Below are 14,044 nucleotides of genomic sequence, written 5' to 3' on the forward strand. Positions count from 1 at the left end.
CCCTTTAACCTTATCCAGCCTTTGAAGATTTAACCTATATCAAGCGAGCCAAGATTTATAGAGGCGTACGACTTTAGTCGTAGTTTTTGTCAAACGATTACGACCTTTGTCGCCCACACCAGTACCTCAGTCCAATTGCGAGCCTGGTCTTCTTTAAGAGACAATTGAGCCAACACAGCAACTGCAAAACAAGTTAAATGACCCCCGGCAAAGCCGGGGGCTTAAGCGGGTGAGCCCCTTAAAGGGGCAAATTGGGAACCGCTAAAGCGGTTATGGATTGAATATATCCATTTGGTCAAAGTACTTATCACGCTCTTCTTGCGTTCTGATATACTCCCTCACCATCTGTTCATCGAGCCCTACAGTTGAGACGAAATATCCACGGGCCCAAAAATTTTCACCCTTGAAATTCCGTGCTTTATTTTTGAATTTTCGAGCTATGGCAATCGCGCTTTTTCCTTTTAGGTATCCAACGACTTTTGAAACAGCATGTTTGGGCGGTATGCTGATACACATGTGAATGTGATCCGGCATCAAATGGCCCTCCTCAATCTTACTTTCGCGATGCCCGGCCAGTTCATGGAAAATTTCACCAAGATACTGACGTAGGTTGCCATAGATAACTTTTTTCCTGCGTTTAGGGATGAAAACCACGTGGTATTTACAATCCCATCTCGTATGTGCAAGGCTTTTGTAATCTCTCATCGGCTAATTCCTTTGTTATTTTGGTCAATAAACAAAGAAATGTAAGACCGTGGGAACGGTCAAACCATTGAGAGTCCCCCGGCATAGCCGGGGGTTTACCGGATTAAATTAACTAAAGAGCTGTGTCGAACAGGATCTTTTGAACAAGAGGCATCTAAATGAAAAAATTAACTGCAAAGAAAATTTCCGGCCTGATGGTCGCTGGCCTGGCTCTTTTTTCGACCCAGGCATCTGCGGGCACTCTGGATGATGTTAAAGCACGCGGTTACATTAACTGCGGTGTAAGTGAAGGTGTACCAGGTTTCTCCAACCCGAACTCAGATGGAGTATGGGCTGGACTTGACGTTGATATGTGTCGTGCGGTTTCAGCCGTGATCTTTGGCGAAGGCGACAAAATCAAGTTTATTCCCTTGGCTTCCAAACAGAAAATTCTGGCGGTTGTCACCGGACAGGTTGATCTGACGTCACGTACCACCACCTGGACCATGAAACGCGATACCAAAGAAGGTGTTGATTTTACCACAGTTGTTTTTTATGACGGCCAGGGCTTCATGACCCGTAAAGATCTCGGCGTTAAAAGTGCCACAGAACTAAACGGTGCAACCGTTTGTGTGACTTCCGGCACAACCACTGAGCTCAACCTTGCCGACTTTGCCCGGGCAAACAAACTTGACTTTGAACCCGTTGTTTTTGAAGGCAAAAAAGAAGCCGTCAACGCCTACCGTTCAGGTCGTTGCGATGCATTGACAACGGACAACAGCCAACTGGCAGCTTTCCGGACCACAATGAAAGACCCAAGTGCGCACGTTGTCCTGCCTGAAGTCATTTCCAAAGAGCCATTGGCTCCGCTCGTGAAACATGGCGACAACCAGTGGAAAGACCTTGTGACTTGGACCATCAATGGCCTGATCACTGCTGAAGAGTTGGGTGTGACGCAGAAAAACGTAACCAACCTCGGCGAAGCCCAGCGTAACAATCCAACAGTTCAGCGCATGCTTGGTGCTTCTGGTGAATACGGATCTTACATTGGTCTTGAGAACGACTGGATGGAAAAAGCGATTTCAGTTGTTGGTAACTATGGCGAAATCTATGACCGGAACCTCGGTAAAAACAGCCCGCTAGACCTTCCTCGGGGTACCAATGCCCTATGGAAAGACGGTGGTCTGCTTTATGTGGCGCCGCTTCGTTAATTAGATCCGAAGCTTTGTTCTTCCCTTAAAAGGCAAAGCTTCTGAATTGGCAAGAGTGGTTTTCCCCTGCAACCGGAAAACAGCTCTTGCCATTTATAACAGGACCTTCTTCAGCATAATCCATACAAAATTCTCGCTGAATTGAAGAGCTAACGACTGTTAACCCATACCAAAGGTTATGCCATGTCTAGATCTACCAACATGCGCCTTGGTGGGCTGTTTTCCTACGACCGATTACTTGCCTGTCTCTACCAGACAGTGATAGCTGGATTGGTCATTGGTGCTGCTTATTATCTCCTCATCAGCACACAGGAAAGCCTGGAAGCCCGTCACATTGAAACCGGATTTTCGTTTCTGTCACAAGAAGCTGGTTTTCCAATTGGTGACTCTCTTATTTCCTATAGTCCCTCTGACAGTTATGGCCATGCCTTTCTCGTTGGCATAATCAACACACTATATGCTACGGTACTTTGCGTATTCTTGGCGACGATCGTTGGCATTGTCATGGGCGTGGCCCAAGTTTCGGGTAATCCCCTCATTGCCAAGATGGCCGAGGTTTATGTCGAAGTCCTGCGTAACATCCCGGTTCTCTTGATACTGCTATTTGTATACGGGGTCGTCCTGGTTGGCTTGCCGTCTGTGCGAGAGGCAATTGAATTTATACCTGGCGGATTTTTAAGTCAGCGCGGCATATTTCTTCCCCGGCCAATCCCAGGTGACAACATCACACTTTTATTATCAGCAATGGTACTCGGTGTAATTGCCACCTTTGCTTTTAATCGCTGGGCCAAGAAAACCTTGGACAAAACCGGGAAGAGCTACCCTGTTATATGGATCTCTCTGGCCTTGCTCATCCTGCCACCTGTTTTGGTGAATAGCGTTATCGGTGATGCCCTTAGTTGGGAAATTCCTGAGCTCAAAGGCTTTAACTTCAAAGGCGGTCTGGTTTTCCGTCCTGAATTTGCCGCCCTTGTTTTTGGTCTGGTTTTTTATCGTGGCGCCTTCATTGCTGAAAATGTTCGCAGTGGCATCATGTCGGTACAAAAAGGACAACGCGAGGCAGCAATAGCCCTTGGCCTTTCTTCAGATCGAACCATGAAAGATGTCGTCCTTCCGCAAGCACTGCGCACGGTCATTCCAGCCACGACCAATGACTACGCCAGCTTGGTCAAAGATAGCTCTCTTGCCATAGCTATTGGCTTTCCAGACATGGTATCCGTCGGTGGTACCATGATCGGTCAAAATGGTCAGGCAATCGAAGTCATCGCAATTTGGATGGCGGTTTACCTCAGCATTAACCTGTTCATATCTCTTCTTATGAACATTGCGAATAAAAAATTCCAGTTGGTGGAGCGCTGATCATGACAACAGTATTTCAACCCTCTCCGGATATGCCGCCCCCCGCCTCCCAAACGGGTGTCGTTCACTGGGTACAATCAAATCTTTTCAACAGCCTGTCGAACGGCCTACTTACCCTGATTGGGTTGGGTATTCTCTTTGCTTTGGTTCCGCCTTTGTTTAACTGGTTTATTCTCGATGCCGTCTTTCAGGGCACGGCTGAGATTTGCAGGCAAGGGCAAGGCGCTTGTTGGGCGTTTGTCGATGCCCAGATTAAACTATTTCTGTTGGGTCCCTACCCTATAGAACTAGTTTGGCGCCCCATTATTGCTGCGGGACTTCTATTTGGTTTGTTTTTTGCCACCGCCCGCCATTATCTCAACACCCGACAGGCAGTTGCTGCCTGGATGGTTCTCCCGCTCCCCATTTACTGGTTAATCGGCGGGGGTTTAGGCCTAGAGGTGGTCGATACATCTGAATGGGGCGGGTTGTTACTTACACTTGTGCTTGCTGTCGCAGGTATTCTTGCCTCTTTGCCCATCGGTGTACTTCTTGCGCTTGGCCGTACATCTAACACCAAATTTATCAAAGGCTTTTGTGTCTGCGTTATCGAACTGATCCGTGGCGTCCCGTTGGTTACGATCTTGTTTATGGCCACGATCATGTTGCCCCTGTTCTTACCCGATGGTGTTGAAGTCGGTATTCTCTATCGGGTTCAATTCGGAATTATCCTGTTTTCTTCCGCCTATATTGCTGAAGTCGTTCGTGGTGGTTTACAAGGCGTGAGCACAGGACAATCAGAAGCCGCAGTGGCTCTCGGGTTAAACAGTTGGCAAACCACGGCCTTCATCATTCTGCCGCAAGCTTTGAAAATTGTCATACCGCCGCTGATCGGTCGCTGTATTGCCTTGCTCAAGGATACTTCCCTGGTTGTTGTTGTCGGCTTGCTTGATTTCCTTGGCATCGCCAAGGCGGCATCCCAGGACGCTGAATGGTTGGGCTTTGACGCCGAAGCCTTTGTCTTCTGTGCCTTTGTCTATTGGGTACTTTGCTTCAGCCTCAGCCGTTATGGCCGTTCCCTCGAAAAACGCGGCCAGACTAGTCATGATTAGGGCCCAGCCACTCATTACCGCTGGTGTACAGATTAAGGATTACTTTTATGTCATCTCAAAATACAGCCACAGTTTCTAAAATGGCTTCTAAAATGCCAACCGACTACTCTGAAGTTGTTATTTCGCTTAAAGATATGAACAAGTGGTACGGTGACTTTCATGTCCTCAAAAATATAAACCTGGAAGTCACCAAGGGTGAACGTATTGTGGTTTGTGGCCCCTCGGGATCGGGTAAATCAACCATGATCCGTTGTATCAATCAGCTTGAACAACACCAGGCCGGAACCATCACCGTCAATGGTCAAGAGCTCACCAGCAATACCAAAGCGCTGGAAATGGTACGTAAAGACGTTGGCATGTGCTTCCAGCACTTCAACCTCTTTCCACATATGACCATTCTGGAAAACCTGATCCTGGCCCCGATTTGGGTGCGAAAGATGCCCCGTAAAGAAGCGATTGATCTCGCCATGACATATTTGAACCGGGTCAACATCGCCGAACAAAGCGAGAAATTCCCGGGTCAACTATCCGGGGGCCAACAGCAACGGGTCGCCATCGCCCGATCTCTATGTATGTCCCCGAAAGTAATGCTGTTCGATGAGCCCACATCCGCACTCGACCCGGAAATGATCAAGGAAGTGCTCGACGTCATGGCCGAACTTGCCAACGACGGCATGACCATGATTTGCGTGACCCATGAAATGGGCTTTGCCAAGTCCGTAGCTGATCGCGTGATCTTTATGGACGGCGGTGAAATTGTAGAAGAGAACAAGCCTGATACTTTCTTCTCCAACCCTCAAATGGATCGCACTCAACTGTTCTTAAGCCAGATCCTCTCTCATTAAATCACGTTTAGTTTCTGTAAACGAGGAGTACACAGACAAGATGGAAAGGTTACCCTCTGAAGTAGCGGCAGAATTAACATCTGAACTAACGGCAGAATTAACGGTAGAGCCAGACGCTAAAACAGCAAACGTACTGGTTCTCACAACATCAGGAATAATCTCATCGACAGTACTCGACCTCTGTATTGAGGGATTGCAGAGCATCGGTAGCACCATAATCGGCACGATGGTTTTGGGAAAAAATGCCTACGAAATTGCCTTTTCTGGAGATCTATCTTTAAGTTTAATCAAAGCCAGAGACGTCCTCCAAGGCCAAGAAATTGATGCTAATGCCCTCCCCCTAATTGGCCGTAAAAAGAACCTCTTAATCGCTGATATGGATGCGACCATCATTACCAGTGAATGCATCGATGAGCTCGCCAACATTCACGGCGTATCTGAAAAAATAACATCCATTACGGAACAAGCCATGCAGGGCGCTATTGGATTTGAAGCTTCTTTGCACAAGCGGCTAAAATTGCTCGAAGGACTTCCTTCAACGGCAATTGAAGAGGCCTATAACAATTCAATCCAACTAACAGCAGGAGCCAGCACACTAGTGCAAACCATGCGTCAGGGTGGGGCCATAACCATACTGGCTTCTGGCGGATTTACCTGCTTTGCCGAACCCGTAGCCCAAGTTGTTGGCTTCCAACACTACAGAGCCAACCAACTGGAATTAAAAAATGGAAAATTAACAGTTAAAGTAATGCCCCCGATTTTGGGCAGGGAAAGCAAGGCAGCAATTTTACGCGAATTCATCCATCATTGCGAACTCTCCCCCAAGAGCACAATCGCTGTGGGGGATGGCGCCAATGACATTGCCATGATCAAAGCCGCCGACATGGGCGTGGCCTTTCGGGCCAAACCAGCCCTTAAGGCTGAAACCACTCTTCATATCAACCATTCAGATCTCACAGCTCTGCTTTACCTACAAGGATATAAAGAAGAAGACTTTGTCACAATGGCTTAATTCCCTTTTGCCGGATACCAACTTGCCTTTTTCAACATTGGCTCGCTACTATAGCCCCCTATCCGATATTCATTATCAGCCTCCTTTTATGGATGGCTTTTAATGGCCCAAAGACAAGAGGCTATTTTGAAGATACTGGTTGCAGATGACCATCAAATGGTTCGTGAAGGGGTCAAAGGTGTCCTTGCAGAACTCGATACTGATTTGATCGTACTCGAAGCCGAGGACTTTTCCGGCGTTATTGAGAGCATTTCCGCGCATACCGACCTAGATCTTGTCTTATTGGACATTTCAATGCCCGGCATGGATGGTGTCAAAAACATCATCCAATTGAAAAGCCTGGCACCAGATATACCCGTTGCTATTCTTTCCGCCCATAATGATCCCAAACTGGTCAAAGAAGCTCTCGCTATTGGCGCTGATGGTTATATTTCTAAAACATCTAAAACAGCCGTCATGTTACATGCGATCAGGCTCATTCTCGACGGTGAGATCTATATTCCCTCCCTCTTTCTCGAGCCCAATGGTCTGGATATTACAGAACAAGAACAACCAAGCTCTCCGCTCGATAACCTAACTCCCCGGCAACTTGAAGTGTTTGACCGCATGCGCACCGGGGCGTCCAATAAAGAAATTGCCCGCGAAATTGGCTGTGCAGAAAGCACTGTGAAAGCACACGTAACCGCAATCCTTAAAACCCTCAACGTCAACAGTAGAGCCAAAGCCTGCGCTTTAGAATTGAATTAAGAGATCCAATTTAATCGGTCCGTCGCATAAAATAGTCCCGATAAACAAATACCCCCAGCCCCCTCTCGGCATTTTATAGTTACCTATAGGTTAATTTCCTCCCTTTTGATGTAAAACCCTGATACTATCCAAAAAAACTTATAAATAAGAAGACTATATAAAAACAAGAAGGCTGGCGGGGAGGCTCAATCTTGTATCTTTTGTGGCGAAGCTGGAGTGCCTTTGTTGCGCTGCTAACAACTGTGTTAGCTGTGCTAGCTATTTTATCCGTCCTACAGCACAACTCGGTTTTATCCGATCTCACGCGTCAGCGCCTATCTGTCGTTGCTCAATCCGTAGAAGGTTCCTTTTCAACCGTTGCCAACCTTGGTCTTCCGCTATCGATGATGCGCAATGCCGAAGATGTGCTTGATAGAGCTAAGGCACTGGATCCAGAGATCGAAGCCATCCATGTTTTTAATGCCAGTGGCATCATGGTTCATTCAACCGATGAAACCCTGCCACCACCGTTATCAAAAGAAAATTTAACAAGGCAGAGTTTAAGTAAATCAGGAAGATGGAACAGTGAAACTGATGATTATTTTTATAGTTACGTCAGTATCCTCAATCTCGAAAAACAGGCCATAGGCGGCACCGTCGCCATTTACCCCAAACAAGACTTCAATGCCACCGTCACAGCAGTAACCACACGCGTCTTTTTAGCGACCCTCAGCCTCCTTTGTCTTTTTTCTGTTTTGGGATTGATTGTTTTCCGTATCCGGCTTGCAGAAGCGATCAAGGGTTCTGGAATGCTCAAGACCTGGTTTGAGAAAAAACAACAAAACCCAGATGCCCCTTCTTTTGAGAGTTAAATGACCCCCGGCAAAGCCGGGGGCTTAAGCGGGTGAGCCCCTTAAAGGGGCAAATTGGGAACCGCTAAAGCGGTTATGGATTGAATATATCCATTTGGTCAAAGTACTTATCACGCTCTTCTTGCGTTCTGATATACTCCCTCACCATCTGTTCATCGAGCCCTACAGTTGAGACGAAATATCCACGGGCCCAAAAATTTTCACCCTTGAAATTCCGTGCTTTATTTTTGAATTTTCGAGCTATGGCAATCGCGCTTTTTCCTTTTAGGTATCCAACGACTTTTGAAACAGCATGTTTGGGCGGTATGCTGATACACATGTGAATGTGATCCGGCATCAAATGGCCCTCCTCAATCTTACTTTCGCGATGCCCGGCCAGTTCATGGAAAATTTCACCAAGATACTGACGTAGGTTGCCATAGATAACTTTTTGCCTGCGTTTAGGGATGAAAACCACGTGGTATTTACAATCCCATCTCGTATGTGCAAGGCTTTTGTAATCTCTCATCGGCTAATTCCTTTGTTATTTTGGTCAATAAACAAAGAAATGTAAGACCGTGGGAACGGTCAAACCATTGAGAGTCCCCCGGCATAGCCGGGGGTTTACCGGATTAAATTATGATCCAAAGTTCGTCCAACTCCGCGATCAACTGAACGCAGCTGATGAAAATTACCATCAAATTGATAAGCAACTAAAACATTGGGAAGATACCATCCCCTCAAAGGATCAGGAAAATCAGGAAAAAATAGCGGATTTTAAAACAGATCTCCAAGTGGTTATGCGCCCGATGACCGACACGGTCCTTGGCCGCACTTACGGGCGTAAACTCCTGCCCTGGGTCATCGGTATGATCCTAAGTGCGACGTTATCGCTTGGATTGATAACCTATAGCTCGATCAACAATTCTTTTGAACCTGAAATGGCGAAACGAACCGACCTCATCGCTCAGGTTGCGACTGATAATATTCAACGGGGTGTGTCCGCAGGCATTCCCCTTGAATACATGGTCGGGCTCGACGGATATTTTGATAATGTCTTGTCCAACTTTCCAGAAATTTCCTTTTTTGGCGTCGCCACGGGTAAGTTCATCTTTCAGGCAGGCGATTGGCAATACTCACTGCTCTCTACTAATAAGGACATTAAAGACGTCCCAATATATCCGATTATCTCTAACGAAGAAGAAATTGGGTACATTATTATCCGCCCGGATTTAACCTATATCGCCAAGCAATTCCGAGAAGTGGTGCTGGATTTGGCAGTGGTTGTCTTGGTCGTGCTGCTTTTGGCCTATGAGATCATGATTATTGTCATGACAATGTCCCTGACCTCACCTCTCAACAGACTAAATAACCTATCCAAGCTACAAGCTGACGGAGACTTCTCAAGCGGGATCATTCCAAGGAGAGGTAATCTCACTGAATATCTTATCACCCGTCTTTCTGATCGGGTACACCTCCTCCACAGCCGCTATATTTCTTTGTTAAACCTCGTTGAGAGACAGGCATCCAACCTAGCTCTCAAAAATAAGCTCAAAGCTTTTGCATAGAAATATAACTTAACGAACAAAGGCGCGCGCACCCTCACCTACCCCTATATTAATGACATCCGGTTATCGCTTTTTCTATTTGCTGCCGCCGATGAACTCGCCCTCTCTTTCTTCCCGATCTTCACCCGCGCCGCTGAAAATCCTCTGACCTGGCTTGATCCAGCAATTGTGATCTCTTTGCCCATTGCGGGGTATTTAGTCGCCTATATGGCAGCCTCTCCTTTCTCTCGAACCCTAATTGGTCGCTGGGGTCATAAGAACCTTATCCTTGGCGCTTTGATCTTTGTTTTTCTCTCAAATTTTGGAATGTTCTTTGCGACCAACGTTCTAGAGATAATCTTCTGGCGATCCCTTGGTGGTGCGGGTTATGCCCTGGCAGTTTTGGCCTGTCAGGATTACGTCATCGACTTTGAGCCAAAGGAACAACGCACCAAATCTCTTGGCACTTTCTCGGCGGCACTTTTTGGCGGAATATTCTCTGGAACAGCTCTGGGCGGTGTTATTGCCGACCGCTTTGGTACCTCTACCGCCTTTATGTTCAGCGCTTTTTTGGTTTTACTCTCGGCCGCTTTATTAAGCCGTATGATCCCCAAAGGTTTGAGCGTCAGTACGGAAGAAGAAATCCCCCTCAAATTAAAGTCGATAATCTCAACACTGAAAAACCCAAGATTTTTTGCCGTATGTATGGGGCTTGCTGTTCCCCAAAGCCTTATGGATCAGGTCTTTATATCCTACCTGTTCTCCTTACAGTTGGATGCCCTGGATGCGTCGGCCGCGGATATTGGCCGGATGCTGATGGTGTATTTCCTTATGATCATGCTTTCAGGTACCCTGCTCGGCATGCTTACCAAATTAAAAGTCGGGGAAAGTTCCATCGCCGTTGTCGGGTCGCTTATCACCGCGGCAGGGCTCCTAGCCGCTGCAGCACTTCCCGCGCAGTGGACCATGTTACTGGCTGCCGCAAGTACGGGGTTTGGCCATGGCCTGCTCCGGGGTCCCCAGGTCGAACTCACCATGAAGCTTGCCGAGGGGGAGCTTAAACATTTGGGGTCAAACTCGGTCCTCGGCGCTCTCCGATTGTTTGAACGCGGCGGTAGCATACTTGGTCTTTTGATCATTGCCGCGATTGCGGGTTACTGGGGGCTTTCAGCGGCCATCGGCGCCATTGGTATCTTGATCATCGGTGGCCTGGCCGTATTTATTCTCTACTACATCGGCGCAAACATTGTAGAGTTACTCAACAAAAGAAAAATGGCTTCAGGGCCAGAAACATAGTGGAGTGCCGGGCATGTCAAACATACTAAGTTCAACTTTCTCACGTCTGGCTCTCCTTCTCCTGACGGGTATGCTTTGCATAAACACAGCACAGGCCGAGGGAAACCAGACCACGGATAATCTGACCAGGGATAAGAAGATCATTTACGGCGTGTTTTGGACCGGATGTGAAAATGTGTGTCAGGCCCTGCAGGATTACATCAAAAAAGAGGACCTCAACGCCGAACTGATTATTCGCGATGTCGGTCGTGACAAATCCAAACTCCCCGGTTTTGTCCAAGAAACCCGCGCGCTCAAGGCCGATGTTGTCGTTACCTGGGGCACAACCACGACCCTGGGTATCACCGGAACTCTGGATGATATAGAGAATGACAGATACCTCAATGATATCCCGGTTGTCTTCACATTGGTGTCAGATCCCGTTCGGTCCAGGATCATCAAAACATATGACAAAACCGGACGTGTCAACATCACAGGAACCCGTAACAGAGTTCCCGAAGATCTCAACATTACAATCATCCGCAAAATCAAACCTAACTTTAAGCGTCTGGGTATTCTCTATAATCAAAGCGAGAAAAATTCCCTTCTCAAGGTCAACGAAATCAAGGCTCTGCAACAAAAATTGGGCTTTGAGTTGATCGCGCTCGAGCTTGACAAAGACGCGCAAGGCAATCCATTAGCGGCAGCAATCCCCCTTCGGGTAAGTGAGCTAAAACAGCAGAATGTTGATTTTATTTACCTGGGCTCGAGTGTCTTTCTCGAAGATAATATGAGCCTGTTCACCAGCGCTGCCGTCAAAGAAGGCATCCCCATCCTCAGCCCCTATGAAACTTTGGTGCGAAACGCCCAGGCCTATATGTCTGTGGCTGCCCGGGAATACGATGTCGGCCTGCTCGCCGGGGAACAAATCAGCAAAATTTTGCTAGATGGCATAAAACCCGGCGATCTCAGCGTGCGTTCCGTGGATCAATACGCCTATGTCATCAACATGAACACCGCAAAGAAACTAAAACTCTTTCCCCCCGTCGCCATCATGCAAATCGCCGAAATCGTGGAATAACCCTCTAAGAGGGTGAATACTTTAGGAACGGTGCGATAACGTTGATCAAGTTGACGCTTCTAAAATTAGTCATAATTACCAACTGATAAGGCTATATTTTTACAAGATCTTCATGCAAGCTACCACTATCATTAGGTGTAAATCTAGGCGCTAATCAATATGGCAAGCGACACAACGTCAACTACTCTAAGTAATTCACATACAAATCAGTGTTGGCAAAAGCTTAATAACTTGCCTGAGGATGAGGAACAAGCAGCCGATCTTGTCGATGATCTGGCTTGGGAATTTCATATCGAAGCCACAAAAGATACAGAATATTATTCACAAGATAACTTTGATTTTTTGTTAAAAATTCTCTCTGACAAAGATCTTTGTGCACAAGAGCATATTAGTGAATTTCTCCAAAACATCAGATTAGGCAAGCGATCTCTGAGTGACGAACATATTATTAAGTTAGTGGAGTGTATTGTTAAGAATTACAATATATACGCTGATAATATGCTTGAGATTCTAGCTCTTGAGTTTATCTGTGACCATAACTCGCCCCAAACGACTCTCAAACTCTTCGAAAAAATCGAAGAGAACAATAAAACAAGTAAACTTACATCGATGTGGTTTAAAACCAAAGACATACTCGAGAGTGAAGACCAAACAACCGAATTATGGGAACAAGCAAGACAACTTTATAACAAGATACAAGCTCGCAAAGTCCCTGAAAAAGAAAATGAAGACTCTTCGCTTGGAATTGAAGGTCTCGGCGTGAAGGAGTGTTGGCAAAAATTGCAAATCCTTCCTCCTAAAAATATTGGAAAATATATAGAGAACCTGTCTTCAAATCTGTTTAATGGACAATTGCTCGGAGTTACAAATTTTTCGGATGAGAATTTTGGATTTTTTTTAAAATTATATCAGAATAAAAACCTTTGTTCTCAAAGAGGTATGGTTAGTTTCATGGCACTTCTCCGCTTTGTTGAGTAGATTTAGGATTTCAAATAGAGCATAGATTGATTATCTGGAATGGATGATTGTCTAATTTTGAGTTTGAAGTATTCGGTATCCTTGATGCCTCTGGCTCGCTTACGGATCATTCCTATACTGACATTACCAGCCTCTATCCTGGCGCTTGTGAGCTTGTGTTTGGCGTAGTTGCAGATGCCCACACAATGTTTCCGTAGGGATTTCGCGAACTTTTTTAGATAGAGCATCTGTGACTGATCTGCTATCAGGCACCAACGTTCCAGTTGCTCCGCCATCGCCTCAAATGAAGCGGCACTCCACAGCAGCTGAAGCTGTTCTTTCAAGACGTAAAGTGCATTCAGGTTGCTATTGCTCTCCAGCAACCTTTGCAGCTTGTCACTTTGTTTTTCACTCAACTTATCCGCATTTTTGAGCAACAGATAATGTGTCCCTTTCATCAACTCTTTACCACTTGGATCGGCCTTTCTGAACTCAAGTCGACGCTGATTATGGATAGCTTTGCTGTAGTTTTTCATGACGTGGAAACGGTCAAATACTATGTCGGCCAACGGCAAGGACTCTCTGACAGCCTTTTGGTAGGCAGGCCCCATATCCATCGCTACGGCCTTTATTTTGCAGGCTGTATCTGGTTGCAGTTGTTTCAAAAACCTTGAAAAAACCTCGGCAGTTCGGCCTGCTTCAACCCAGATCAGATGACCGCCAACCATATCGTAGACCACCGTCATGTAGTCATGACCTTTCGCCCGGGCAACTTCATCTACACCAATATATTCCAAGCCAGTTAGCTCTGCAGGATCAAGCGTAGGGAGAGTTTCAATAAGGTATGCCCTGTCGATATTCTTGACCGTTTCCCATCGTATATCCAAATGTCTGGAAACCGCTTGAATAGACATATGCCGACATAATCCACTGATCAGTCGGCAAAATCGGTGAGTGAAACGGCACCCTTTATCAACAAAATCACACCCCTCAATGCGGCGTTCGCCCTTGTTAATATAAACCTGCGCCAGCTCAATCTCGACCACACAAGGATACCCAAAAAGGGGGATGTCGTTTACTTGTCGGCGGACATGCTGGTTGATGCTTCCCTTCTGGCCTGTAGCATGGTCTATAGCCCTCCTACGCGCGTCTCGGCTGCAGTGAATGACAATCTTAACACCGCCGTCATCCAGTTTAATTTCATTTACACGTTGCCCTTTGAGGCCTAAAATATGCTGCGAGATGTTGATTGTCATATACCTGCTCTATGTAAAGTTATCAGAAACCATACATATCAACAGGTTACTTGGCGGTCGGCATCTTTTTCTACTCAACAAAGCGGAGAAGAGCCAGTTTCATATCCGAACTAAACTCAGATTCCAAAAAATTAACTGATCTTCAAAAA

General features: G+C 46.4%; 15 protein-coding genes. 12 read left to right on the forward strand and 3 right to left on the reverse strand.

Annotated features, from left to right (window positions below; all coding sequences use genetic code 11):
* Window positions 1-270: 270 nt before the first annotated feature.
* Window positions 271-705 carry an IS200/IS605 family transposase gene (tnpA, locus tag ACOGW3_RS20740; RefSeq protein WP_419901075.1) on the reverse strand — a complete coding sequence of 145 codons (435 nt, stop codon included), beginning with the start codon at window positions 703-705 and terminating at the stop codon, window positions 271-273.
* A gap of 158 nt (window positions 706-863) precedes the next feature.
* Here tnpA (ACOGW3_RS20740) and ACOGW3_RS20745 point away from each other — a divergent pair, with 158 nt between their 5' ends.
* From ACOGW3_RS20745 to ACOGW3_RS20775, 7 genes are all read left to right on the forward strand, one after another.
* A complete protein-coding gene (locus ACOGW3_RS20745) occupies window positions 864-1,895 on the forward strand; it encodes an amino acid ABC transporter substrate-binding protein (RefSeq protein WP_419904691.1) in 1,032 nt (343 codons plus the stop codon).
* A 183-nt stretch (window positions 1,896-2,078) separates the two neighbouring features.
* Window positions 2,079-3,254, forward strand: a complete 1,176-nt coding sequence (locus ACOGW3_RS20750; protein WP_419904692.1) for an amino acid ABC transporter permease — start codon at window positions 2,079-2,081, stop codon at window positions 3,252-3,254.
* A gap of 2 nt (window positions 3,255-3,256) precedes the next feature.
* Window positions 3,257-4,345: an amino acid ABC transporter permease gene (locus ACOGW3_RS20755; RefSeq protein WP_419904693.1), complete on the forward strand. Its 1,089-nt coding sequence runs from the start codon at window positions 3,257-3,259 to the stop codon at window positions 4,343-4,345.
* 92 nt (window positions 4,346-4,437) lie between these two features.
* Window positions 4,438-5,190: an amino acid ABC transporter ATP-binding protein gene (locus ACOGW3_RS20760; protein WP_419905967.1), complete on the forward strand. Its 753-nt coding sequence runs from the start codon at window positions 4,438-4,440 to the stop codon at window positions 5,188-5,190.
* 40 nt (window positions 5,191-5,230) lie between these two features.
* Window positions 5,231-6,202 (forward strand): phosphoserine phosphatase SerB, encoded by a 972-nt coding sequence (serB, locus tag ACOGW3_RS20765; RefSeq protein WP_419904694.1) that lies wholly within the window; start codon window positions 5,231-5,233, stop codon window positions 6,200-6,202.
* A gap of 102 nt (window positions 6,203-6,304) precedes the next feature.
* Window positions 6,305-6,949, forward strand: coding sequence for a response regulator (locus ACOGW3_RS20770; RefSeq protein WP_419904695.1), 645 nt, complete (start codon window positions 6,305-6,307; stop codon window positions 6,947-6,949).
* A 191-nt stretch (window positions 6,950-7,140) separates the two neighbouring features.
* Window positions 7,141-7,800, forward strand: coding sequence for a hypothetical protein (locus ACOGW3_RS20775; protein ID WP_419904696.1), 660 nt, complete (start codon window positions 7,141-7,143; stop codon window positions 7,798-7,800).
* 73 nt (window positions 7,801-7,873) lie between these two features.
* Here the strand turns inward: ACOGW3_RS20775 and tnpA (ACOGW3_RS20780) are convergent, their stop codons facing one another.
* Window positions 7,874-8,308 carry an IS200/IS605 family transposase gene (tnpA, locus tag ACOGW3_RS20780; RefSeq protein ID WP_419901154.1) on the reverse strand — a complete coding sequence of 145 codons (435 nt, stop codon included), beginning with the start codon at window positions 8,306-8,308 and terminating at the stop codon, window positions 7,874-7,876.
* A gap of 49 nt (window positions 8,309-8,357) precedes the next feature.
* On the opposite strand from tnpA (ACOGW3_RS20780), the gene ACOGW3_RS20785 reads away from it, so the two are divergent.
* The 4 genes from ACOGW3_RS20785 to ACOGW3_RS20800 all read left to right on the forward strand — a co-directional run bounded on the left by ACOGW3_RS20785 (window position 8,358) and on the right by ACOGW3_RS20800 (window position 12,660).
* Window positions 8,358-9,347 carry a hypothetical protein gene (locus ACOGW3_RS20785; RefSeq protein WP_419904697.1) on the forward strand — a complete coding sequence of 330 codons (990 nt, stop codon included), beginning with the start codon at window positions 8,358-8,360 and terminating at the stop codon, window positions 9,345-9,347.
* A 57-nt stretch (window positions 9,348-9,404) separates the two neighbouring features.
* A complete protein-coding gene (locus ACOGW3_RS20790) occupies window positions 9,405-10,622 on the forward strand; it encodes an MFS transporter (RefSeq protein WP_419905968.1) in 1,218 nt (405 codons plus the stop codon).
* Window positions 10,623-10,635: 13 nt separating this feature from the next.
* Complete coding sequence (locus tag ACOGW3_RS20795; RefSeq protein ID WP_419904698.1) at window positions 10,636-11,682, forward strand: ABC transporter substrate-binding protein; 1,047 nt, start codon at window positions 10,636-10,638, stop codon at window positions 11,680-11,682.
* Window positions 11,683-11,841: 159 nt separating this feature from the next.
* A complete protein-coding gene (locus ACOGW3_RS20800; protein ID WP_419904699.1) occupies window positions 11,842-12,660 on the forward strand; it encodes a hypothetical protein in 819 nt (272 codons plus the stop codon).
* A 2-nt stretch (window positions 12,661-12,662) separates the two neighbouring features.
* Here the strand turns inward: ACOGW3_RS20800 and ACOGW3_RS20805 are convergent, their stop codons facing one another.
* Complete coding sequence (locus tag ACOGW3_RS20805; RefSeq protein WP_419904700.1) at window positions 12,663-13,895, reverse strand: ISL3 family transposase; 1,233 nt, start codon at window positions 13,893-13,895, stop codon at window positions 12,663-12,665.
* On the opposite strand from ACOGW3_RS20805, the gene ACOGW3_RS20810 reads away from it, so the two are divergent.
* Window positions 13,882-14,034, forward strand: coding sequence for a hypothetical protein (locus ACOGW3_RS20810; RefSeq protein ID WP_419904701.1), 153 nt, complete (start codon window positions 13,882-13,884; stop codon window positions 14,032-14,034). The genes ACOGW3_RS20805 and ACOGW3_RS20810 overlap by 14 nt on opposite strands.
* Window positions 14,035-14,044 lie beyond the last annotated feature (10 nt).

It is taken from the genome of Kiloniella sp. (assembly GCF_965205715.1).
Taxonomy (GTDB): domain Bacteria; phylum Pseudomonadota; class Alphaproteobacteria; order Kiloniellales; family Kiloniellaceae; genus Kiloniella.